Annotated in this window: 19 protein-coding genes, 2 tRNA genes and 1 pseudogene; 9 read left to right on the top strand and 13 right to left on the bottom strand. The window is 51.7% G+C overall.

Annotation, left to right across the window (positions count from 1 at the left end; genetic code table 11):
• Positions 1 to 222 (bottom strand): annotated as a pseudogene (locus BZK40_RS24945) (GNAT family N-acetyltransferase); the annotation flags it as partial.
• 44 nt (positions 223 to 266) lie between these two features.
• Here BZK40_RS24945 and BZK40_RS00805 point away from each other — a divergent pair.
• The 4 genes from BZK40_RS00805 (at position 267) to BZK40_RS00785 (ending at position 2,015) form a co-directional block, all read left to right on the top strand.
• Positions 267 to 749, top strand: coding sequence for a glutathione peroxidase (locus BZK40_RS00805; RefSeq protein ID WP_032943274.1), 483 nt, complete (start codon positions 267 to 269; stop codon positions 747 to 749).
• Positions 750 to 948: 199 nt separating this feature from the next.
• Positions 949 to 1,025 (top strand) — tRNA-Val (locus tag BZK40_RS00795).
• 4 nt (positions 1,026 to 1,029) lie between these two features.
• A tRNA-Val gene (locus BZK40_RS00790) sits at positions 1,030 to 1,106 on the top strand.
• Positions 1,107 to 1,292: 186 nt separating this feature from the next.
• Positions 1,293 to 2,015, top strand: a complete 723-nt coding sequence (locus tag BZK40_RS00785) for a substrate-binding domain-containing protein (protein WP_079933962.1) — start codon at positions 1,293 to 1,295, stop codon at positions 2,013 to 2,015.
• Here the strand turns inward: BZK40_RS00785 and BZK40_RS00780 are convergent.
• From BZK40_RS00780 to puuE, 6 genes are all read right to left on the bottom strand, one after another.
• Entirely contained in the window at positions 2,002 to 2,754 is a 753-nt protein-coding gene (locus tag BZK40_RS00780; protein WP_079933961.1) for an ABC transporter ATP-binding protein, read from the bottom strand. The genes BZK40_RS00785 and BZK40_RS00780 overlap by 14 nt on opposite strands.
• On the bottom strand, positions 2,751 to 3,755 hold the full coding sequence (locus BZK40_RS00775) for a FecCD family ABC transporter permease (protein WP_079933960.1): 1,005 nt from the start codon (positions 3,753 to 3,755) through the stop codon (positions 2,751 to 2,753). Before BZK40_RS00775 ends, BZK40_RS00780 begins: the two co-directional genes overlap by 4 nt.
• The gene (locus tag BZK40_RS00770) at positions 3,742 to 4,797 is read right to left on the bottom strand and encodes an ABC transporter substrate-binding protein (protein WP_079933959.1); all 1,056 of its coding nucleotides are present in this window, start codon (positions 4,795 to 4,797) and stop codon (positions 3,742 to 3,744) included. The genes BZK40_RS00775 and BZK40_RS00770 overlap by 14 nt, the downstream gene beginning before the upstream one ends.
• Before the next feature lie 157 nt (positions 4,798 to 4,954).
• On the bottom strand, positions 4,955 to 5,965 hold the full coding sequence (locus tag BZK40_RS00765) for an ABC transporter substrate-binding protein (protein ID WP_079933958.1): 1,011 nt from the start codon (positions 5,963 to 5,965) through the stop codon (positions 4,955 to 4,957).
• A gap of 9 nt (positions 5,966 to 5,974) precedes the next feature.
• The gene (locus tag BZK40_RS00760; protein WP_079933957.1) at positions 5,975 to 8,107 is read right to left on the bottom strand and encodes a TonB-dependent receptor; all 2,133 of its coding nucleotides are present in this window, start codon (positions 8,105 to 8,107) and stop codon (positions 5,975 to 5,977) included.
• 213 nt (positions 8,108 to 8,320) lie between these two features.
• Entirely contained in the window at positions 8,321 to 9,583 is a 1,263-nt protein-coding gene (gene puuE, locus BZK40_RS00755) for a 4-aminobutyrate transaminase (RefSeq protein ID WP_071446917.1), read from the bottom strand.
• A gap of 106 nt (positions 9,584 to 9,689) precedes the next feature.
• Here puuE and pdxR point away from each other — a divergent pair, with 106 nt between their 5' ends.
• On the top strand, positions 9,690 to 11,165 hold the full coding sequence (pdxR, locus tag BZK40_RS00750) for a MocR-like pyridoxine biosynthesis transcription factor PdxR (RefSeq protein ID WP_079933956.1): 1,476 nt from the start codon (positions 9,690 to 9,692) through the stop codon (positions 11,163 to 11,165).
• 43 nt (positions 11,166 to 11,208) lie between these two features.
• Here pdxR and BZK40_RS00745 read toward each other — a convergent pair whose 3' ends face one another.
• The 4 genes from BZK40_RS00745 to BZK40_RS00730 form a co-directional block, all read right to left on the bottom strand.
• Complete coding sequence (locus BZK40_RS00745; protein WP_079933955.1) at positions 11,209 to 12,417, bottom strand: c-type cytochrome; 1,209 nt, start codon at positions 12,415 to 12,417, stop codon at positions 11,209 to 11,211.
• A gap of 3 nt (positions 12,418 to 12,420) precedes the next feature.
• The gene (locus BZK40_RS00740; RefSeq protein ID WP_008784633.1) at positions 12,421 to 14,313 is read right to left on the bottom strand and encodes an NAD(P)-binding protein; all 1,893 of its coding nucleotides are present in this window, start codon (positions 14,311 to 14,313) and stop codon (positions 12,421 to 12,423) included.
• Between the two features lie 88 nt (positions 14,314 to 14,401).
• Entirely contained in the window at positions 14,402 to 14,875 is a 474-nt protein-coding gene (locus BZK40_RS00735; protein WP_032943249.1) for an ester cyclase, read from the bottom strand.
• A gap of 11 nt (positions 14,876 to 14,886) precedes the next feature.
• Positions 14,887 to 16,314, bottom strand: a complete 1,428-nt coding sequence (locus tag BZK40_RS00730) for a gamma-aminobutyraldehyde dehydrogenase (RefSeq protein ID WP_079933954.1) — start codon at positions 16,312 to 16,314, stop codon at positions 14,887 to 14,889.
• Positions 16,315 to 16,629: 315 nt separating this feature from the next.
• Here BZK40_RS00730 and BZK40_RS00725 point away from each other — a divergent pair, with 315 nt between their 5' ends.
• Positions 16,630 to 17,355: a FadR/GntR family transcriptional regulator gene (locus tag BZK40_RS00725; RefSeq protein WP_003029304.1), complete on the top strand. Its 726-nt coding sequence runs from the start codon at positions 16,630 to 16,632 to the stop codon at positions 17,353 to 17,355.
• A 24-nt stretch (positions 17,356 to 17,379) separates the two neighbouring features.
• Positions 17,380 to 18,078: a cache domain-containing protein gene (locus BZK40_RS00720; RefSeq protein WP_032943241.1), complete on the top strand. Its 699-nt coding sequence runs from the start codon at positions 17,380 to 17,382 to the stop codon at positions 18,076 to 18,078.
• 21 nt (positions 18,079 to 18,099) lie between these two features.
• On the opposite strand, the gene BZK40_RS00715 is transcribed toward BZK40_RS00720, so the two are convergent.
• The gene (locus tag BZK40_RS00715; RefSeq protein WP_003832697.1) at positions 18,100 to 19,581 is read right to left on the bottom strand and encodes an APC family permease; all 1,482 of its coding nucleotides are present in this window, start codon (positions 19,579 to 19,581) and stop codon (positions 18,100 to 18,102) included.
• A 332-nt stretch (positions 19,582 to 19,913) separates the two neighbouring features.
• Between BZK40_RS00715 and BZK40_RS24110 the strand changes: the two genes are divergently transcribed.
• A complete protein-coding gene (locus BZK40_RS24110; protein WP_003832695.1) occupies positions 19,914 to 20,054 on the top strand; it encodes a hypothetical protein in 141 nt (46 codons plus the stop codon).
• A gap of 52 nt (positions 20,055 to 20,106) precedes the next feature.
• On the opposite strand, the gene BZK40_RS00710 is transcribed toward BZK40_RS24110, so the two are convergent.
• On the bottom strand, positions 20,107 to 21,000 hold the full coding sequence (locus BZK40_RS00710) for a LysR family transcriptional regulator (RefSeq protein WP_032943239.1): 894 nt from the start codon (positions 20,998 to 21,000) through the stop codon (positions 20,107 to 20,109).
• A gap of 305 nt (positions 21,001 to 21,305) precedes the next feature.
• On the opposite strand from BZK40_RS00710, the gene BZK40_RS00705 reads away from it, so the two are divergent.
• Positions 21,306 to 22,139 (top strand): ABC transporter substrate-binding protein, encoded by an 834-nt coding sequence (locus tag BZK40_RS00705; protein ID WP_079933953.1) that lies wholly within the window; start codon positions 21,306 to 21,308, stop codon positions 22,137 to 22,139.
• Position 22,140 lies beyond the last annotated feature (1 nt).

The following is a 22,140-nucleotide window of genomic DNA, read 5'->3' as shown; positions in this document are numbered from 1 at the left end:
TAAATTATGGAATGTCCATAACCGAACCGCAGAGAATTTCTGTTCTTCGCGAAAGTTCATCGCCTCCTGAATCAGTTTTCTGCCCAATCCACTGCCGCGACAGCCATCATCGAGAATAAACCAGCGCAGATGTGCTTCATTCATTTTGCCCTGCACCAATGGCAAGTTTATTAATCCTGCAGTTGCGATCATAATAAATAGATACGCAGCGAAGCCTTTCACTCGCGGGCAACATGAGTAATGCTATCTTATTTGAGGATTCTGGCATGGCCCCCTTTCATCAACTGACTGCCACCAGTTTGCATGGCCAGCCCATCTGTATGGCCGACTACGCTGGCAAACTGGTTCTGGTGGTTAATACCGCCAGCCATTGTGGTTTCACTCCACAATATGCAGGCCTCGAAGCGCTCTACAAGAAGTACGCCGCGCAGGGTCTGGTGGTGCTTGGTTTTCCCTGCAACCAGTTCGGTAACCAGGAGCCCGGTGGAGCCGACGAAATCGCGCAAACCTGTCACATCAACTACGGTGTGAGCTTCCCGATGTTTGAGAAAGTGGAAGTCAACGGTGCCGCTACGCACCCGGTATTTCGTTACCTGAAAGACGAATTACCCGGCGTGCTGGGTGGGCGGATCAAGTGGAATTTTACTAAGTTCCTGATCGGGCGTGACGGCAAGCCGCTCAAGCGATTTGCCCCCTTCACTACCCCAGAGAAAATAGAAACCACTATCCTTACAGCGCTTAAAGTCTGAGCACCTCTGTAATTCAAACCGCCCCTGGTATGCCCCAGTTCGCTGTCTGAATAAAAAACACGCTGCAAAATCAACAAAATATAATCAACTTGCTTAATTACTCTGCAATCGCGTGAGATCAGGAAGAAAAATGCTATTTCCCTCTTGCCTCATTCGGTCTGTGCCGCTAATATTCGTCCCCGTTGTCACCTACAACGTTGCGTTCATAGCTCAGTTGGTTAGAGCACCACCTTGACATGGTGGGGGTCGTTGGTTCGAGTCCAATTGAACGCACCATTTTGCGTCCGTAGCTCAGTTGGTTAGAGCACCACCTTGACATGGTGGGGGTCGGTGGTTCGAGTCCACTCGGACGCACCAAATCATATCCCTTTGATTTGGTGCTATTTCACTTCAAAACTATTTTTTTATCTTCAGTTTGTATCCGTCAGTTTTATCATTTCCTTTGATGATTCAATAGCACTGCGCTAAATCATTCTAAATTCCATGCTCAACGCGTATCATTCACATTCTTCGCATAATGTCATTCGCCAGAGATCGGATACCATGCCCTCTTCCATATTCCTGTTAGCCGCAGGCAGTTTGCGCCCTGCATTTACGCCACTGATAAGCCAGTTCACGCGCATGAGTGGAATAGACGTTAATGTTGAATATGGTCCGGCCGGTTTATTGCGTGAGCGTATTGAAGCGGGAGAACCGTGTGCGCTCTTTGCCTCGGCCAACCGGGAACATCCGCAAAACCTGTTAGCACGTAATATAGCCGTCTCTAAGCACACTTTTTGCTGGAACAAACTGAGCCTTGTCAGCAACCGAACCGGTGTCTGGCTGGATTTACTCCGCGACCCTACGCTGCGACCAGGTACATCAACGCCCGGCTGCGACCCTTCCGGAGACTATACCTGGGCATTTTTCGACAATATGGATGTACTGGAACCAGGACTCGGGCAACAGCTTCGGACGCGGGCAATCCCGCTGGTTGGTGGTCGTGATACGGTAAAAATCCCGCAAGGAGAACTGGCGAGCGCCTGGATCCTGCGCCAGGGACTGGCCGATCTGTTTATCGGTTACGCGCATTACGCACACGCGCTGCGCGCGATGCCCGACGTACATTACGTGGCTATTCCCGATGAGCACAATATTCGCTGCGAATACCAACTGGCGGTGCTTGATGCATCCAATGAAGTCATGGCGCTGGTTGATTTCATACTCTCCCGCGGCGGGCAGGAATTTCTTAGCGCCGCAGGATTCTTAACGCTTAACGACGAATAGAAAACAACGGTGCGATAAACGGCGTCTGGTAGTTCTCCACGTTGAGTTTTCTCAGCGTTAAGCCATAGGCCAGGAATAAATTCTCCTCCGTCACAATGCTGTTCGTGGGCCCTGCCCGCCATTTTCCTTCAGGGAGTAGCAGCAAAGTATGGGAAGCAACCTGTAACGCATGAAGCGGATCGTGAGTCGAAAAGAGAATACTGCATCCCTGTTGATGGGCCAGATCGCTGATGAGCTGCAGCACCACCTGCTGATTGGCGAGATCCAGCGCGGAACACGGTTCATCCAGTAACAGCGTTTGACACTCCGTCACCAAAGCCCGGGCAATCATCACCAACTGTTGCTGCCCGCCGGAAAGTGAGCCAAATGAGCTGGAGGCGAGATGCGCGATATTCAACTGCTCTAACGCCTGCATTGCTCTTTTTTGATCCTGCGGACTGGGTTGCGCAAACAGCTTCACGTGCTGTGCTCGCCCCATCAACACCACGTCGCTGACCGTGTACGGAAACGGCAGATGGCTATGCTGTGCCACAATCCCTATCCCACCGTTATTTTCAATATTCCCGCCTAAAGCAGGCAGCGTGCCGGTTAACGTATCGAGCAGTGTACTTTTACCCAGGCCGTTGCGTCCCAGCACGGCCCAGATCTCACCTTTCTGGCAACAGAACGTTAGCGGCTCAAATAGCGGCGTACGATACCCATAAGTAAGCTGATTTACACGCAGTGCGGCAGGTATCATGATTTCTCCCGACGACTGGTACGAATGAGTAAGAAAGCAAACAACGGCGCGCCGAACAATGCGGTAATAATCCCCAACGGTATCTCCGCGTGCATCAGGGTGCGAGCAATATCGTCCACCACAATCATAAATCCGCCCCCCAACCAGAAGGCGCACGGTAGTAAACGACGATGATCAACCCCCACCAGCAAACGCGCCAGATGCGGAATCACTAATCCAACCCAGGCAATACTGCCGCTGACCGCCACCTGAGCAGCAACCAAAAATGCGCAGCACACCAAAACGCTGCGTCGCAGAGGAACCACCGCCACACCCAGTGCTCTGGCATCTTTGTCATTGAGCGACAACAGGTTTATCCGCCAGCGTAGCTGGTACAAAACCGTCGCGGTGATACCGACCGGGACCGCCAACAGCAGCACTTTATGCCAGTTGGCCGTCGCGAAGCTGCCCAGTAGCCAGAACACAATATTAGGTAACGTCTCTTCGGTATCAGCCTGATACTGGATCAGGCTCACCAGCGCGGCAAAAAAACCGCTCAAAATGATACCCGACAGGATCAATACCAGCGTATTCTCCAGCCCCTGTAACGCAGCAATGGCATACACCAGGATCAACGCTGTCAGACCAAAGAAAAACGTTGATCCCATCATCAGCCAGGGAGAAAGACCGAGCAGGATGGCCAGTGTTCCACCAAAAGCCGCCCCCGACGTCACGCCGATAATATGCGGGTCGACCAGAGGGTTATGAAATACCCCTTGCAGCGTCGCGCCGCATAACCCAAGCGCGCCCCCCGCCAGCAGTGCCATCAGAATACGCGGTAGCCTGACCGTCCAGATAACCTGGCTGCCTATTCCCTCAGCGTCGCTATAGTGCGTCAGGTGGTAAAACACTTCGCTTAACGACAGCGGATACTGTCCGAGGCATAGCGAACTGACGCCCAGCAACAGGACCACAACGATTAAGAGCGGTTGCTGGGGCAAAATACGGTTACTTAGCTGCATCAGGCTGCCAGTTCGCACGATAAAAACGTTGATAGTAGTCCTGGGCCTGCGCATCAACGTCTACGTTTTTATAGGCATCCGGATACAGTTTTTTGGCCATCCAAAGTTCACCGATCGCCAACGCTTCCGGCATCGGATAGCCCCAGGCTTTGGCATATTCAGGCATCAACCAGACGCGATGATTTTTCACCGCATCGATCCCCTGCCAGTTCGGATCGTTTTGGATCTCAGTTACCACCTGCGGATAGCGATCCTGGACAAAAATCACCTGCGGGTTCCACGCTAATACCTGCTCCAGCGCAACCTGACGGGCACCTTTCACACTGGCAGCCGCCACATTTAATCCCCCCGCGTGCTGCATCATCAGTCCCGTGTACTTCCCGGAGCCGTAAGTCATCAGATCGGGGTTAGCCATATAAATACGGACTTTTTGTGCATCCGGGATTTTTGCAACCGGCGCATTGAATTTTGCCCGCGCGGCAAAAACGTAGTCGATTAACGTTTCGGCCTGCGGTTTGCGCCCAACCACGTCCGCAATCAGGCGAATACCCTGCTTCAACCCTTCGTTGTAGACCTGCTCTTCATCGGCCATGGTCGGGTTCATTTTATTCTGTTGCCCGGTGGCATCCTTGCGTAATGAGATAGCCACGACCGGAATACCGGCGTTCTGAATCTGCTGGATCATTTCCGCGGGCGCATAGTTGGCGACAAAAACCACCTGCGGATGAATCGCCAACAGGCTTTCGATGTTCACGCTGGTGAGATCGCCTGGCGTCGGCAATGTAGTAATCGTCGGCATAAAGCGCGCAAATTCAGGCCCGAGCTGCTTTTTCCAGCTCGACATCACACCAACAATGTCCTGCTGGGCATTGAGCTGGACCAGAATATTCAACGTCTGGTGTTGCAGCACGACCACTTTGTCCACGTGGTCAGGAATCGTAACCTGTCGACCAAGCTGATCGGTGATCGTTCGGTCGGCCTGAGCAGAAAACGCAAACAACATGCTGGCGCAAACCAGCACAAAAGAGCGGAAAGTTAACATGGGATACCATCTGAATAGAGGAGTAAAAACGATATGCATTAAATTATATAACGAGAGGCCTGGCAAACCATTTTCATCATGAGCGCACCAAACCCCACATTTCAGAGGGGTAAAAATGGCGTGCAATCCTAATCACGCCTGTCTTTATACGTGAGCGCTACTCCTGTGGGGGTAACGCGTTTAAAACTCGCATCGCCTGCTCCTGAGTGAGCGAATAATCGAAGAACTGGCGATAAAAATCTCGCGTTACGCTGACCATATCCAGGCCGCTAAACAATGCCGGATGCAGTTTCGATGCAGCCCACTGTAGCTGCAACGCGCTTTCAGTGCCGTAGCGATCCCAGGGGAACACGCCCGCCGGATTGCGCCAGACGTTACCCTGTTTCACTGCGTTAAGTTCTTTGAACAATGCTGCGTATGGCGAACTGGCGATATCACCACACCCCGCACCGAGAATAATGACCTGCGGTTGCCAGTAGAGCACCCTCTCGGGCGACACCTCTTTCATGTTGCCGTCAACTTCACCTGCCGCATTCCGTCCACCCGCCAGCGTAATCCAGGTATCGATCAACGTGTTCCTGCCGTCGACTTTAAGCGGATTTAGCGATTGAATATGAAGTACCCGAGGGCGCTGATTTTCCGCCAGCTCCGCAGTTTTAGCCTGCACATCCGCGAGTACACGGTTGAGATACTGATTGTAAGCCGTTGCCCGGACGCGAGCCTGCTCGGTACCCAGAACCTCTGCGGTCGTAGTGACCGATTTTTCCATCGAAGCATAGTCAGTAAATGCCATTTCAAGGGCCGGAATACCCGCCTGACTGTAGCTTTGAGCATCCCCTTTTCCTTTTGCCACAAACACGACGTCGACGTGCCGGGCCAGCAAATCCTCGCTATTAAATGATGTTCCTCGTATCTGTAAGGCTTGTCTCAGAGAAGGATTGATTTTGAACATCCATGGCTGGTTTTCCTCATGGTTGACCGTCGCAACAATGTTACGACCAGCACCCAGCGTCATCAGCACCGAATGATGGGCAAACCACCCATCCGCGATACGTTCAACATGAGCGGGAACGGTAACTGTGTGACCAGCATCATCCACAACCTGGCGTGTTGCCAGGGCAGGAAACGCCAGCCACACACAAAGCAGCCATGTGTGGCACGTTTTCATAAGCAACCCCTAAAAATCAACCTGAACAGAAAACTGAGCCTGGCGCGGTGCGCCAAGTTGAGCGCTGGCAGCCCCTGCGCCCGTGTAACCAGTCAATGCGCCCGGAACAATATTGGTCCAATAGTGACGGTCGGTGAGATTGGTGATATCAAACCGGAAAGTGGTTGGTGTGTTCCACAGTCTGGTGGCATAACGCGTACCGATGTCCACCGTGGTGTAACTCCCGACCCAGCTGTCGTTGGCATTATCGGTAGCCCGACGTCCGACGTAATGCACGTTCGTGTCGACATCCAGTCCCGGAACCCGTTCGATGGTGTAGATTGCGAGGATATTCGAGGCGAAGCGCGGCAAACCAACAACTTGCTTACCATCCGCATTGCTGGCCGCGGTATTATGAAGTGTTGGATCAAGCCAGGCCCCCCCGCCTAACACGCGCAAATTACGGGTGATATGCCCATCAGCCATCAGTTCCAGCCCACGGTTTTTCTGCGTACCATCCTGAGCAAAATCGCCATTGTCGTTGGTATAGGCAAAGGGGCGTTTGGCTTCAAAAAGCGCAGCGGTGAGCAGCAGATCTTTTACTGGCGCATATTTTGCGCCCACCTCCAGTTGATGGCTACGGTAGGGATCTAACACCTGCCCGGCATTGCGCGCCCCAGCGGGCGCGATATCGCCCTGCTGCAAACTGTCCGCCCAGGTGGTATACAGCGTGACGTTCTCCACCGGTTTATACATCAGGCTGGTAGAACCGCTCATGCCATTGTCCTGCTGACGGCTGCTTTCATGTCCAGCTTTGTTGTAGTTACTGACGGTAAACAGGTTCTCACTGCCGGAAAGCAGCAAACTCCACTGCGGGGAAAAATGCAGCGTATCGCTGAGCAAAAATGCATGTTGAGTGGTGGTCGCTGAATGATAGCGATCGTTAAAATCTGGATACGGTGGTCGTGGATAGTCGGGATGTTGATCGAGAGAAGAATGCCCCAGAGTGAAAGTGCCGCCGTTTCTTGGATTATAGTTTTTCCACACAAATCCACGCATTCCGGTAGCAATATCCTGCGTCAGCCAGCCGGTATCAATGCTACCGGTCAGGTTCGCTAAATAACTGTTGATGGTAAACCGACTGGCCGCCGAATTAGAGGTTGTAGTGGTGTAATCGCCCCGGTTATCCGTCAGGGTGTTGGTCACGGCCGTCGACTCGCGGTCTGCAACCTGGTGCAGCGCCCCCAGATCCAGCATCCAGTTGCCGTCAAAATCATGCTTAATATGCATATCGACGGTAGTCGTTTCGTCATCATGACCCGCATAAGATTGACCATATTTACTGTCCGTAGGATCAAATGCCGCGGGAAAGTGAACGCCTTTCGCCAGGGCAAAGCTACCCGGCATGCCTTTTTCGTAATAATGGTAATAGCTGAAATTACTCTCCAGCACCGTTTGATCTGTCAGTTGAAAGTCCAGCCCCAAGCCAGCGTACTGTCGACGGACATGGCTATCGGTGGTGTAGCTATGGCCCTCATCGTTCAGCAAGTTGAGGCGATATTTCACCCGGTCTCCCGCATCGATTGGGCCGCTGAAATCCATCGATGCCAACGTTCCCGACCCTGTACCTTGCCCTACTGTGACGCGATGCAACGGTGTATCGACAGGTCGTTTAGACACCAAATTAAACATCCCTGCTGGATTAGCAGGGCCATACAGCGATCCAGCGATGCCGCTCAACACCTCAATGTTCTGGAACTGTTCGGTCGAATATTCCGTCGTGGAGACGGCGTTCAGGCCATCAATCATATGGTTTTGTACCACGCTCCCTTGCATGCCGCGGGTTTGTGGGCGGACGCCGTCACCCTGAACGGACGGTAGGTAGCGATAGGCGTCTTTCACATCTTTGATTTGTTGCTGATCCAGCACTTTTTTCGACAACGTCTGCACCGACCAGGGAACGTCTATCAACTCTCGCTCGCCGAGGCTACCTAACGTGACTTTTTTTTCGCTCGCCGGAGGTTCATGTTCCGATAACGAGGATTGTGACGTGGCTGGCGCCGAAACGATGACGGTATCTTCAGCATGAGCCGTGACGGCGGTGGAAAAACAGGCAAAGGTTAACAACCCAGAGGCCACTGGGGTAAATTTGTTATTTAACATTCGTTAATTCAATTCGTTAGATAGAAAGACTGGAGGCCGCTAACGCAAGCGCCTTCTCTTGAAGAGTACAGTTATTATATTTGTATGATGAATAGAATAGATCCAATCGATATATATGTAAATATATAACGGAATGTGGTTGGTAAATCCACGGCAACAAAAAAGCCGACGGTGATGACGACCGTCGGCTTTGTGTAAATGACAACTAACGAATTACTTGGTTGCTGCTTTGATAATATCGAGCGCTTTAGCGAACTGATCCTGCGGAATTGTCAGCGGGTAAAGGAAACGAATAACGTTGCCATACTGACCGCAGGTCAGCAGCAGTAATCCTTGCTCAAGGGCTTTCTTCTGCACGCGTTGTGCGGCAGCAGCGTTGGGTTCTCCTGTCGCTGCATCACAGAATTCAGCAGCAATCATAGAGCCTAAACCTCGCACTTCGGCCAGTTCAGGACACCCTGCTTGCGCGTCTGTCAGAGCGGCGCGCAGCTGTTCGCCGAGAGCCGCCGCACGCTGGCATAGCTGCTCATCACGAATGATATCCAGCACCGCATGGGCCGCTGCAATCGACAGCGGGTTTCCGGCGTAGGTTCCCCCCAGACCACCCGGCGCAGGCGCATCCATAATTTCAGCTTTGCCCACGACGCCTGACAGCGGCATGCCGCCCGCAAGGCTTTTCGCCATGGTCATCAGGTCCGCTTTATCGGCGTAATGATCCATCGCAAACAGCTGACCCGTACGGGCAAACCCGCTTTGTACTTCATCAGCGATCATCACGATGCCATGCTCGTCGCAAATACGGCGGATGGCAGCCACAAATTCTGGCGGTGCCACCACGAAGCCTCCTTCGCCCTGGACGGGTTCGAAAATAATCGCCGCAACCTGGGTTGGATCGATATCGGCTTTAAACAGACGCTCAATCGCTTTTAGGGAATCCGCCGTGGAAATACCCTGCAATTCAGAAGGATACGGCGCATGGTAAACAGAGCCAGGGAACGGGCCGAAACCTTTTTTATAGGGTGCCACCTTGCCGGTTAACGCCATCGTCATGTAAGTACGCCCGTGAAAACCACCGCCAAATGCGATAACGCCAGGACGGCCGGTATGCGCGCGCGCAATTTTCACCGCGTTTTCTACCGCTTCAGCCCCGGTAGTGAAGAATGTGGTTTTACGCTTGCCGTCGATTGGCGCAACGACGTTGATTTTCTCAGCCAAAGACACATAGCTTTCGTACGGGACAATCTGATAAGCCGTATGGGTAAAAGCCTGAAGTTGCGCTTCGACTGCCTGCACCAGGCGAGGATGGCGGTGTCCGGTGTTCAGCACGGCGATCCCGGCGGCAAAATCGATGTACTGATTGCCTTCGATATCGGTAATCGTGCTGTTTTCTGCCGACTGGGCATAAAAATCACACATCACACCCACGCCACGCGGGGTGGCATCCAGACGACGTTGTTGCAGGTTTTTATTGTTCATTCTCTACACCTTGTCCATTAATACATTTCGGTTGAATTACCCTTTAAATTTAGACGCCGTCTGGTACTTTAATCGAGAGCCAAATCGTTTTATTTTAAGGATCCAAATGCGTTCACTTGCCGGAGATGTGATCAAGCATGCATTTAATCAGCAGACTGACGAAAAACTACATCGCCGCCTGTATGCCGCCATTTGTAGTTGCATCCTCGAAGGTAGCCTGAAACCGGCTACCCGAATGCCTCCGTCGCGTGACCTGGCAGGAGAGCTGACGCTATCGCGCAATACCGTCCTGCGGGTGTACGAACAGTTGCAAGCTGAAGGGTATATTTCCGCGCGCACCAGCAGCGGCACATTTGTGACCGACAGCGTGCTGGACAATCTCGACCTGCGTCCTGACAAAGAGCCTGTTGCTGCCGCTCTGGAAGATCACACCCGCTTATCCGACCGCTGCCTTGAGCTGCTGGGTCATGCCAGCGCCAGTCCCCGTCAGTGGGGGGCATTTATTCCAGGCGTACCTGATGTAGAGCATTTCCCGCACCGGGTGCTCAAGAAAATTCAGGACAGGCTGGCAAGACGACTGCGCCCGGAGTATCTCACTTACGATGCCACAGGCGGCGTGAATGAGCTAAAAGAAGCACTGGCAGACTATCTGCGCACTGCTCGCGGCGTACGGTGCTCACCGGAGCAAATTCTGATTACTGAAGGTATTCACCAGGCCCTGGATCTGGTGACCCGGACTTTATGCAACCCCGGCGATCACGCCTGGATTGAGGAACCGGGCTACTGGGGAATCAAAAATATTCTGCGCATCAATGCCGTTAATTTTTCGGCTATCCCGGTTGATGAACAAGGCATGGTCCCGCCGGATGCAGGTGAAACACCGCCAAAACTTATTTTTGTGACACCGTCACATCAATACCCGCTCGGTTCGGTAATGAGTCTGAGCCGCCGCCGGCAACTTCTCTTTCGCGCACGTGAAACGCGAAGCTGGATAGTGGAAGATGATTACGACAGTGAGTTCCGCTTTTCCGGCCAGCCGATTCCCTCTTTGCAGGGGCTGGAAGAAGAGACACCGGTCATTTACATCGGGACATTCAGTAAGACCCTCTATCCCGCACTACGACTCGGGTATGTCGTGCTACCTAAATCGTTAGCCGCTCCGCTGAAAAAGGTTCATAACGACCTCTATCGTGGTGGGCATCTGTTGATTCAGGCCGCACTGGCGGAGTTTATTCGCGAGGGTTATTACGCGGCACACATTCGGAAAATGCGTCAGCTATACAGTCGTCGTCGCCAGATGCTGGTAGAGCTTATCAGCCGCCAACTTGGTGAACATTTTCTTGGTTCTTTCAGCAGCAACGCCGGGCTGCATATGATCTTACAGTTACCCGCCGGGAGCGATGACACGGTCATTGCCCAACAGGCGAATGCGCAAGGGTTGTTGGTGCGCCCGCTGTCACGCTATTACGTAAATGAAGGGAAACGCAGCGGCCTGCTGCTGGGGTTTGCCAGTATTGAAGAGCATGAAATGACGGCGGCGTTTACCCGACTCGTGGATATTATCAGGGTAAACACCGTGTAAGCACTGCCGGATGAAGGTGCAAGCACCTTATCCGGCATACTGTTTAATGTGACGCTTTTTTAACGCCAGCCAGGTCTTCCTGGCTTACTTCGCTATTCCCTTCACCCCAACTTTTACGCACGTAGTTAATCACGTCGCGCATTTCGTTGTCGCTTAACAAGCCACCGTAGGCAGGCATCTTAAAGGAGACGCTGCCACGCGTTGTCGGTGTTTCTGCGCCGTGGGCAATCACTCTGAACAGCGGTGTCGGGTCATCAACCATCACCAGTGGATTGTTAACTAAAGAAGGCGCGTTATCATCCGTACCTTTCCCTTCCAGACCGTGACAAGTTGAACAGTAGCGGTTATAGGTCACTTTGCCCGCCTCAGGTGAATTCGACCAGGATGCTGTAGTCGCCGCAGCACGTACCGTTTCAGGCTTCGCATTTTTCAGGCTCAACAGATATTGGGCGATCGCCGTGGCATCTTCGTCGGTCAGATACTGTGTACTCTGCGTGACGACTTCAGCCATCGAACCTGAAACCGCGGCATGCTTGCTTTTACCGGTCAGCAACAGCGATTTTAACTCCTGCTCAGACATACCGGTGCCGCGCAGCGACGGTGCATACCAGCCGTCAATCATCGCGCCGCTCAGGTATTCGGCATCAGCATTAGTATACGCTTTTTCGTTCATCGCCATGCCTCTCGGGGTATGGCATGAACCGCAGTGTCCGGGGCCTTCCACCAGATAAGCACCCCGTTTTACCAGGGCAGCATTATCATCCGTTTTCGCGCCCTCTACAGCCGACACTGGCGCGTCGGTAAACAGCCAGTTCCAGATATGCAGCGGCCAGCGGGCGGAGAGTAGCCACGGAATAGCATTCTCTTTATTGGGCTGTGCTGACGGCGTGACGTCATGCATAAAATAGCTATACAGCGCCTTAACATCCTCGTCAGAAAGTTTTGCATAGGAGGGATAAGGCATAGCCGGATAGAGCGGATGACCATCTTTGGCGATCCCCTGCCGTACGGCCTTTTCAAAATCCTCGTAAGAATAATTTCCAATACCCTGCGTTTTGTCCGGGGTAATGTTGGTCGAATAAATATCCCCCACCGGAGTAGGAAACTTTTTGCCCCCCGCCATCGCCGCACCACCTTCAGCTGTGTGACAGGCGACGCAGTCTGAAATTCGCGCGATGTATTCACCGTTAGATTCAGCAGCGGAAACCGAAGCGGTAAATAAACAGGCGGCGAGAATGGTTACATTACGCATAGATCACCCCATATCCTTGAGTTCATTAACCGCACGCCATGCCTGATCGATTGCCGTGTGGGCATAAGCACTCCAGTCAGAATCGGAGTTAGCGATGGCAATGCGACCGACTGGCTTACGCGCCCGTTCGATAATTTCTGGCATCTTATCCATATCATCGAACAGCGAGTTGGCGTAGTACGCATAGCCATGCGCCCAGCGGTTAACCGTAATGGCGGAAATATCGCGTTGATTATCAAATCCGGTTGAGCCAAACATCTCCTGCAACTGGGAGCGAATCATCTCCTCATGCGCCGCAAAGGTGGTCCCCAGCAAATAGGCTCGTCCCAGACGGAACTGCTCTCTGGCCGACAGGTTACTGCCCGGATAGGTCGGCACATAGACCATATGAATGACCATCGGATCGTCCGGGGAGGCCGGATGTTGATACCCACCAATACTGACCGGATAGTCGAGCTTGACCCTGCTATAAGGTGCCGCCGGAGAATAAAACTCATGTACGCCAAGCTGTTTGAACGCCTGCCAGTTTTTGACCACCACGTTGGTGTACACCAGCGGTGCCTTCACGTTCAGTTTAAGATCCGCCTGCTGCTGTTCCGGCATCTCAGGCACCAGATACGGGATCATCATGTTATAACCTGCCATGATGGTGTTCTTACCGCGCACACGGTGCATTTTACCGTCACGCAGATAGGTCACCGCCACGCCATCCTGCACGTTGGCCGCATTAATCACCGTGCTGTTCAGGCGCAGGCGCGTGGTGTTTTCCGGCAGATCCAGCTTTTCGTAATGTAATCTGGCGAGGACAGAGTCTTCCATCGTGTTGCCCGGTAGCGCATCCGGCAGCATATATCTGACTAACAGACGGGCTAACCCGGCGTTACCGTCCGGGAAGTGGTAAACATACGGCTCTTCGAGGTCGGCCAGTGACTCACCGTCCAGCGGCGGTAACCCCATCCCTTCCATGCCGGGTAAGGCGCACGCACGGGCATCGCTACAGGAAATACCTTCAATACCAATAGCAAAGAAGTCGTTGGAACGCTGCTGGAAATAGAGCAGCGCCATTTTGCTCAAACCAACTTTTGTTGCCAAAAATTCACTGTAGCTGTGAGTATCCAGCCATTCCATTTTCTCATCGACCGTCATCCCCGGCAGGTAATCCCCGGGCCGGACGTGCAGGTCGATCAGCGCTTTTCTGTCGTTCTCACTTAGCGGAAAATCATTGATAAAGTCTTCAATTTTACGCCCATTGAGCCTGTCCGGCGGAATATCATCAGATACCGCGCGGCCCGGATCGCCGCTGACGATTTTTGTTTCGCCAAAATTCTTCTTATCGAAGAAAACGCCGCGACTGAGCTGCCAGTCGGGGTAGAAGTTTACGTCAAAACTCTCTTTTAACCGCGTGACGCTGACGCCCACGGTTTCCATCAACTTTTGTACTTCAGGGCTGAAATTATGCGCAGGTGACTGGAATGCTTCGCTGCCACCATAACCGAGTAATTTCTTACCCGAGCTGGTAAATTCATTACGTTTGGCGTGTCCACCAAAGTCGTCATGGTTATCGAGGATCAGGATCCGGCTATTTTGCCCGGCAACTTGACGCCAAAAACAACCGGCAGCTAACCCGCTAATACCGCCACCCACAATCACCAGATCGTACTCTTCCTCAACGGGCAGAGCGTTTAAATCAAAATGTTTATGCTCGCGACCTAGCGCATGCGCCATTTCAAACGATCCAGGATGATTACCCCGTAGCCCCGTCAGCGCAGGAGGATAATAATTTCCATCTATAAATGCGTTTCCCTTTCCTGCCGCCCTGACCCACTCCAGCGGGGTAAGTCCCGCCGCAATAGTCACCGCGACGCCGTTGAGAAAATCACGTCTGGTAATTGCCATTAACTTTTTTCCTTATTGCTACACACTGCCTTTAATACGACACAAATAAGAGAGATACCCCTTCTTATTTATAAAGGGGTACAACCGACTACTTCACTGGCTTTAACTCTTCATCCAGTTTTTTAGAATCATAATAATCACCCTGCCAGGTGATTTTTCCTGCTTTAACATGAATATAGCTGACGCCTTCAAATTTGATCGGATTATTTGTCGGCGGACTCCCTGCCCATTCACCACTATTTTTGCCTGAAAATTCCCAACGAAAGGCCACGGTATCTTCGTCGTAGACGGGTTTTCCAACCATTTTCCAGCTAAGATCTGGAACCGCCTTAATAAAAGCGCCGATAACCTCTTTTTCTGCTTTTTCCCTGCCGTTTATCGGTTCTCCTGCGGCGGCATCATAATAGACCGCATCATCAGCAAGAAATTGAGCGGCTCGCGAAGCATCATGCGCATTCCACGCCGCCATATACTCTTTTACGGTATTCAGCGATGTACTTTCTGCCAGGCTATAGCCCGAGAACATCACTAATGAAAGCACCGCGATTTTTAATGTTTTCATCGTAACCCTCTCTATTCAGAAATGTCGCACATGATATGTTTCACCCGAGTGTATTCCTCGAGTGAATAAGATGAGATATCTTTGCCGTACCCCGATTTTTTGAACCCGCCGTGCGGCATCTCGGCACACAGAGGAATGTGATTGTTAATCCACACCGTGCCAAAATCGAGGTCAATGCTGAAGCGTTGGGCGCGACCATGGTTACTGGTCCAGACGCTGGCGGCAAGACCATACTCCACATCATTCGCTTTGTGTAGTACCTCTTCGTCAGTAGAAAACGACTGAATAGTCATTACCGGGCCAAATACTTCATGCTGAATAGCTTCATCATTTTGATGCAAACCGGAGACGATCGTCGGCTCAAAATAGAAGCCTGGACCAGATCCTGCGCGCCCACCGGTTTCAATTTTTGCATGTGCCGGTAAACGCTCAATAAAGCCTTTCACCTGCTCCAGCTGATTCCGGCTATTCAATGCGCCGTACAGTGCATTTTGATCTTCTGGCGGCCCATATTTGATACTTTTTGTTTTCTGGATCAGTTTTTCAAGAAACTCTGCGTAGATGGATTGCTCTACCAGAATCCGCGTTGCCGCTGTGCAATCCTGCCCGGCATTGAAAAAGCCTGCTGTGGTAATCGTCGCAATCGCCTTGTCCATATCCGCATCGGCGAATACGATTGCGGGCGCTTTCCCACCCAATTCCAGGTGTGCTCGGGTCAGATTTGCCGCCGCCGAAGCCGCAACCTGCAAACCCGCACGGACCGAACCGGTAATCGAGACCAGTGAGGCTTTCGGGTTTGAAACCACCAGCGAACCAGTGCTGGCTTTGCCCAATACAACGTTAAATGCCCCTCTCGGGAACAACGGTGCGGCCAGTTCAGCCAACAGCAGCGTACTGACTGGCGTGGTGTCGCTTGGTTTTAGCACCACCGTGTTGCCTGCCGCCAGCGCTGGTGCAATCTTCCACACCGCCATCATGAACGGGTAGTTCCACGGCGTCACTTGCCCAACAATACCCAGCGGTTCACGACGAATGGTTGAAGTAAATCCTGAGGAATATTCTCCGGCCGCCTTTCCTTCAAGACAGCGCGCCGCACCGGCAAAAAAGCGGATGGCATCGCAAGATGCTGCGATCTCCTCTTTCTCAATAAAATGGCGAAGCTGACCGGTTTCCTGGCTCTGCGCGGTTACCAGTCGCTCAACGTTGCGTTCAATCTCATCGGCCAGCCGCAATAACGCCTTTTGCCGCTGTGCCGGCGTCGATTTTCTCCAGATGCTAAACGCCGCCTCCGCTGCTGAGTAAGCCTGCTCTACCTCCGCCTCGTTAGCGTTGGGAGATATTGCGTACGTTTCACCGTCAACCGGACTCACCAGTTCGAAGCTATCTTCGCTACTGCCTGCTACATAGTGCCCATTAATAAAATGCTTCAGGGTTTTCATGTTTGTCTCCTGCCAATTAATACATAAAGAATCTTATGTAATATATATATTGTAAATTTTTTTCAAATGCGCAACATTGACACTATGATAAGCCTCGCATTTTTAACTTAATTTTCACATTTGCAGGATGAGGCTTTTTATTGCCAGCTGACGCGTTACGCCCAGCTCATCATAAGGTTATCGGGACACACATCCGCTTGTGCAGTGACGTTGCGCCCAGGCATGTAAAATAACTCGGCCATTCTTACCTTCCTTGCCCGACGGGCATGTGTTAAAAATGGTCGTTGTTTCAGGGAATTGAGTACAGAAAAGATTATGATTACTCACGCGGTCATATTTGCGCCTATCGGGCAGGTCAGTCGTTCAGACCAGATAGTCCAACGCCTTTCAAATGCCATTATCACGGGGTTGCTGGAGCCAAAAGAACAGCTCCCCAACGAAACTGATCTGGCAAAGATGATGGGTGTCTCACATATCACTATCAGGGAAGCGCTAAACACGCTTCGGGCTAATAATCTTATCCATACGGTTCGTGGTCGTAATGGCGGGAGTTTCGTTTGCGAAAATATTGATGGCAAAAATAGCGCCCTGCATCCGTTCAAGGCGATCAGTACGGATTATCTGTCTGATCTGGGTGAAATGCATTGCGCCATTATTAGCCATAGCGCGAGGCTGGCTTCCCGACGGATGACCGGTGCGGATATCGCCAAATTTCGCGAGTTTGTCGAGGTGCTCAGAAAGGCAAACTCACCTGAGCTGATGACCCAGGCCGATATGCGTTGTCTGCTGGCGATTGCCGCCAGTTCGCATTCAGCGCGACTGGCCAATCAGGAGCTGCAGGTTCAGGCTGAATGGGCATCGCTGGTGGCGATACTTTATCGCACAGACAGTATTCATGCAGAAATTATCGCGCTTTATTCGGCGCTGGCCGATGCGCTGGCTGCTCACAACGAGGCAGAGTCAGTACAGTTTGCCACGCGGATCATCGACACGTTTACCTACTACCTTATTGAAAAAAAGCTGAAATATAACTCGAACTGACAATCAGTGAAGGCAGGACAGACAATGAGCTCTTCGACATCCCTAAGCGCATTAATTCGTAAAATTGATGACATTACTGTTTCTACCGTAGATTCTACCGTTGCGCTGGCGAGGAGCATCCATGAGGCGATTTCAGGGGTACAAAAGGCCTCAGCCGAGGTCGTTCTCGACCCCTCAGTCAGATCCACCGTTCAACAGCACATCAAGCGCACGCTCAATAACAACCATTACTGCTCAGGGGCGGGATTCGCCAGCCATATTGAGAGCACCGCAACCACAAAAGAGTACTGGTTGCTGGAGTGGTGGTATAAGAAAGATAATGGTTTAAGCCAGGCGCATCTGGATTTGGATCAGGCCACGCAACAACGACTGGACTTCAGAACCTTTGAGTGGTTTAAGCATTCTCCTCCGGCTGGCAAAGCCTATATCCACGGTCCCTACGTCGACTATATTTGCAATATCTCCTATACCCTAACGTCAGCCGTCCCGGTCTACTACAACGATCAGTTTCTCGGTGTTGCCGCGGTCGATCTGCTGGTCAGTCAGATAGAAGCCGAACTGCTTTCCTGTGCCCATCCTGACTATGTGATTCTGACTAATCTGGAAAACAGGATCATTTTCTCCAGTTGGCCACGTTTTCGCGTGGGTGAATTGCTGTCACCTGCAAACAGTACCGTGGTGTATCGGAGCGACTACTTTATCCTTTATCACTATCAAAACTAAGGGCCCGAAGGCCCTTAGTTTTTAGTTATCCTGCCCCATATTGAGCTTATTGGCGTAGGCAATGGCGTCGTTTTCCGGCGCCGCTGAACGACCAAACGGACGGGTCAGGAACATATAAATAAGCCCCGAGCCAACAACAATCGCCAGGCCGAACAGGACCGTCCAACGGTCGATGAAGTCGCTGCTGTCTGCCGGTTGCGCCAGTAACCAGATCCCGCACAATCCGTAAGCTAACGCCAGCACATTCACGATTACGCCCCAACCGCCAATGGTCCACTCCCCCGCCGGTTTCCAGCCTTTCAGACGCTGACGCAGCGCGGCCAGCACAACCATCTGGAACGAGATGTAAATCCCGATAACAGCAAACGCGGTGATACGCGACAGGTTATCTGGCTGGAAATAAACCCAAACGCAGATGATCACTGGCAGCAGGCAACTGACGACCATGGCATTATCCGGAACACCATTTTTAGAGATTTTGGCCATCCATTCACTTCCCGGCAGCATTCTGTCGCGGGAGAAAGAAAAGATAAGACGGCTTAACGCAGCCTGCAGAGACAAAATGCACGACAACATGGCGATAATTGCAACCACGATAAAGACAGTCGCGCCAGTTTCGCCCAGAGCTTCATTAAGGATTGCCGGGATCGGATCGGACGTTTTGCCATTCACGATGCTGACCAGATTCGGTGAAGCCAGCAAATAACCCATAACAGAAATAATGGCGGAAATCGCGCCGAATACGATGCTTAAAATCATCGCCACCGGGATCTTTTTACTCGGATTCTGCACCTCTTCCGCAACGTTACCGCAGGCCTCAAAGCCAAAGAACATAAACAGTCCCATCAGCGCAGCAGACATAAATGCGGTGGAGTAGCTGCCGTCATGAGCCAGCACGCCCATCGAGTCAAAAATCACAGAGAACGGCTGTGAACGGTGGAAAATCAGCAGATAAATCCCCAGCGCGATCACGCTGACAATTTCACACCAGAAGCCAATTTTTGCCACCCGGGCCAGATTTTTAGTCCCGGACATATTAACGGCCATCATCAACAGCAGCAGCAGGACGGAAGTCACCAACATCGTGGCCGGCGTCTGACCATAGTGGAAGAGTGATTCAACAAACGTTGATGTATATTCCGCGATCGACGTAATGGTGACCACCAGCGCCCACAGGTAGATCCAGGCGGCGATCCACGCATACTTCTTGCCCCACAACCTTCTGGCCCAGGGGTAAAGCCCGCCGGTTATCGGATACTGGGAAGCGACCTCACCAAACACCAATGCCACCAAAAGTTGCCCACATGCGACGATTAAAATCCACCATACTGCGGGCGGCCCCGCCAGCGTTACGGCCAGTGCAAACAGCGAATAGACGGCAGTAAGCGGCGACAGGTAGGTAAAACCCAACGCAAAGTTTGAAATAAGACCGATCGAGCGATTGAACTGTTCTTTGCCATCTTTTTGAAAATTATCATTTTTCTTATCAGGTGTCTGTTCCATATTGCTTTCTCTTTTGTGGAATAGTCGCAGGGTTGAACAATTAATGTATAAAAGATATTAAGTTATATGTATAGTGATTTTGTCGCAGATTTGTTAAAAATGATCGCGCATCACGTTAATGAAAAAGTGGAGATAAAACGGTAGAGAGAGCGAGGATTTTGCGGTATTTACAACCAACGATTCTTTAGCAATTGCGAACCATAGGCTATTTTGGCGGATAAATACGCACAGCGGATTGCGTTCGATGCTAAGTAGCAAGAATCGCTGCTGTTAAGCAACATTTTTGCAATATAATAACGTGATGTTAAACGCTGAACCTGAGCAGGTGAATGATGGAAATTGATCTCGATAATCTGGTCTTTGATGGACTGGAAGAAGCGCAAGAGCGTAACGCTGAACGTCTGGAAGATGCAGACAAGAAAGCGCAGGAAATTATTGCTGATAATGACTGCGGCGACGCCTGCAAAATCTGATTTCCAAACCGGCGCAATGCCGGTTTTTTATCGCCTGTTAACCCCACCCACTTCAGCCCGTATACCGTAAGGCCTCAATCAGTTGCGCAAAGGCGGCGGTATGTTGTTTTCGGCTGGGATAGTACAAATAATAGCCAGGAAAAGGTTCGCACCAGTCCTCCAACACTTTTTCTAATGCCCCCTCTGCAACAGCCTGTTCGACGGTGTCTTCCGGCACAAAAGCCAGCCCCATTCCCGCCATCGCTGCGCTAATTCGCGGGGGTAGATTGTTAAAAATAAGCTGCCCTTCCACCCGTACGCGCAAATCTTGCCCGTCTTTAGCAAACTCCCAGGCGTATAATCCGCCCAACGTCGGCATGCGCATGTTAATACAGCTGTGATTTTGCAGGTCGTGAGGGGTTTGCGGTTTGCCATGACGAGCAAAATACGCCGGTGACCCCACCACTACCATGCGCCAGTCCGGGCCAATTCTGACGGCGACCATGTCTTTTGCCACCTGCTCACCGAGCCGAATACCCGCGTCATAACGGCCAGTCACAATATCCGTCAGACTATTGTCGATGGTCATTTCCACATTAACATCAGGGTAAGCCTGCAAAAACGGCTCCAGCGCGGGCCAGACGGTAGATTGCAATGCATGTTCGCCCAGCGTCAGGCGGATGTTACCGGCCACGCGCTGACGGACATCGGTTAATGCCAGCAGCTCTGTTTCAATGTCATCAAAACGCGGGCTGATACTGTTGATAAGCCGTTCTCCGGCTTCGGTCGGCGCAACGCTGCGCGTGGTGCGGGTCAGAAGCCGTACATCCAGCCGCTCTTCAAGCCCACGAATCGCATGGCTTAGCGCGGATTGCGAAACCCCAAGTTTTGCCGCTGCCCGGGTAAAACTACGCTCGCGGGCAACGATAATGAGATAATAGAGATCGTTAAAATTATCACGCAGCATGCTTATCCCCACTCCAGACCTGTTGTGATATATGGTACAGGTCCGGAGGGTATTCCAGTAGCATTTCTGGACATTAGCACAGCTCAATCTTATTCAAACGTGCTCTCACACAAAAACAAAATGCGAATTATTCCCAGGCTTATGCACGATTTTACCTTTCACTCCTGCATTATTTTCACCCGCTATTAACACATCCTTCACTAATAACATTTTGTATATAGATAAGAATTTTTTCTTATTTTGTCCCAACCGTAAGTTATGGGAGCGTAAAAAGCACAAACCAAAAACTACAGGGATTTCATACAATGATGGCAACGAAAACTAACCGCGCTAAAAAAACACGGCTGGCATTGGGCGTGCTGCTGGCCTCAGGACTTACCGTCTCGCAGGTTCAGGCTGACCAACTGGCCGATATCAAAGCCGCAGGCGTCGTAAAAGTCGCGACATTTGACGCGAATCCTCCGTTTGGCTCCGTCGATGCCAAAACCCATAAGATTGTCGGCTACGACGTTGATTTTGCCGAAGCGCTGGCCAAATCCCTTGGTGTAAAACTGGAACTGGTAGCGACCAATCCGGCAAACCGCATTCCGTTATTACAATCTGGTAAAGCTGATTTAATCGTCGCGGATATCACGATAACACCTGAACGGGCGCAGGTAATAGATTTCTCCGTCCCTTATTTTGTTACCGGCCAGCAGTTCCTTGTGCCAGCAAAATCTCCGGATAAGCTCGATGAATACAGCAAAGCACGCATCGGCGCGGTAAAAGGCACTACTGGTGAACAGGCACTGCATCAGCGCTTCCCGCAGTCGCGCGTGTTGGCCTACGACGATATCCCGCTGGCGTTAACCGCGCTACGCAACGGCAATGTTCAGGCCATTACCCAGGACAGTACGATTCTGGCCGGGTTATTAGGCGCTGCGCCGGATAAAGCTGATTTCAAAATTCTGCCGGACCTGCTGAGCAAAGAAGAGATCGGCGTGGGGGTGAAAAAAGGTGAGCCAGCGTTGTTGAAAGCCGTCAACGATGAACTTTTGAAGCTGGAATCTACCGGGCAGGCAGCCAAAATTTATGATGTCTGGTTTGGTCCTGAAACCAAAAATCCGCAAGCCCGCGCCTTTAAAATAGAAGCCAAGTAAT

Source organism: Citrobacter portucalensis, assembly GCF_002042885.1.
GTDB lineage: Bacteria > Pseudomonadota > Gammaproteobacteria > Enterobacterales > Enterobacteriaceae > Citrobacter > Citrobacter portucalensis.
This window is presented reverse-complemented; position numbering and strand designations above follow the sequence as displayed.

What these genes read in the sequence shown, in the direction of transcription:
- BZK40_RS00740 (WP_008784633.1), bottom strand. Translation starts at nt 14,313, where the DNA reads ATGGCAATTACCAGACGTGATTTTCTCAACGGCGTCGCGGTGACTATT.
- BZK40_RS00730 (WP_079933954.1), bottom strand. Translation starts at nt 16,314, where the DNA reads ATGAAAACCCTGAAGCATTTTATTAATGGGCACTATGTAGCAGGCAGT.
- BZK40_RS00785 (WP_079933962.1), top strand. Translation starts at nt 1,293, where the DNA reads ATGCCCTCTTCCATATTCCTGTTAGCCGCAGGCAGTTTGCGCCCTGCA.
- BZK40_RS00705 (WP_079933953.1), top strand. Translation starts at nt 21,306, where the DNA reads ATGATGGCAACGAAAACTAACCGCGCTAAAAAAACACGGCTGGCATTG.
- pdxR (WP_079933956.1), top strand. Translation starts at nt 9,690, where the DNA reads ATGCGTTCACTTGCCGGAGATGTGATCAAGCATGCATTTAATCAGCAG.
- BZK40_RS00710 (WP_032943239.1), bottom strand. Translation starts at nt 21,000, where the DNA reads ATGCTGCGTGATAATTTTAACGATCTCTATTATCTCATTATCGTTGCC.
- BZK40_RS00720 (WP_032943241.1), top strand. Translation starts at nt 17,380, where the DNA reads ATGAGCTCTTCGACATCCCTAAGCGCATTAATTCGTAAAATTGATGAC.
- BZK40_RS00745 (WP_079933955.1), bottom strand. Translation starts at nt 12,417, where the DNA reads ATGCGTAATGTAACCATTCTCGCCGCCTGTTTATTTACCGCTTCGGTT.
- BZK40_RS00770 (WP_079933959.1), bottom strand. Translation starts at nt 4,797, where the DNA reads ATGTTAACTTTCCGCTCTTTTGTGCTGGTTTGCGCCAGCATGTTGTTT.
- BZK40_RS00725 (WP_003029304.1), top strand. Translation starts at nt 16,630, where the DNA reads ATGATTACTCACGCGGTCATATTTGCGCCTATCGGGCAGGTCAGTCGT.
- BZK40_RS00765 (WP_079933958.1), bottom strand. Translation starts at nt 5,965, where the DNA reads ATGAAAACGTGCCACACATGGCTGCTTTGTGTGTGGCTGGCGTTTCCT.
- BZK40_RS00805 (WP_032943274.1), top strand. Translation starts at nt 267, where the DNA reads ATGGCCCCCTTTCATCAACTGACTGCCACCAGTTTGCATGGCCAGCCC.
- BZK40_RS00775 (WP_079933960.1), bottom strand. Translation starts at nt 3,755, where the DNA reads ATGCAGCTAAGTAACCGTATTTTGCCCCAGCAACCGCTCTTAATCGTT.
- BZK40_RS24110 (WP_003832695.1), top strand. Translation starts at nt 19,914, where the DNA reads ATGGAAATTGATCTCGATAATCTGGTCTTTGATGGACTGGAAGAAGCG.
- puuE (WP_071446917.1), bottom strand. Translation starts at nt 9,583, where the DNA reads ATGAACAATAAAAACCTGCAACAACGTCGTCTGGATGCCACCCCGCGT.
- BZK40_RS00715 (WP_003832697.1), bottom strand. Translation starts at nt 19,581, where the DNA reads ATGGAACAGACACCTGATAAGAAAAATGATAATTTTCAAAAAGATGGC.
- BZK40_RS00735 (WP_032943249.1), bottom strand. Translation starts at nt 14,875, where the DNA reads ATGAAAACATTAAAAATCGCGGTGCTTTCATTAGTGATGTTCTCGGGC.
- BZK40_RS00780 (WP_079933961.1), bottom strand. Translation starts at nt 2,754, where the DNA reads ATGATACCTGCCGCACTGCGTGTAAATCAGCTTACTTATGGGTATCGT.
- BZK40_RS00760 (WP_079933957.1), bottom strand. Translation starts at nt 8,107, where the DNA reads ATGTTAAATAACAAATTTACCCCAGTGGCCTCTGGGTTGTTAACCTTT.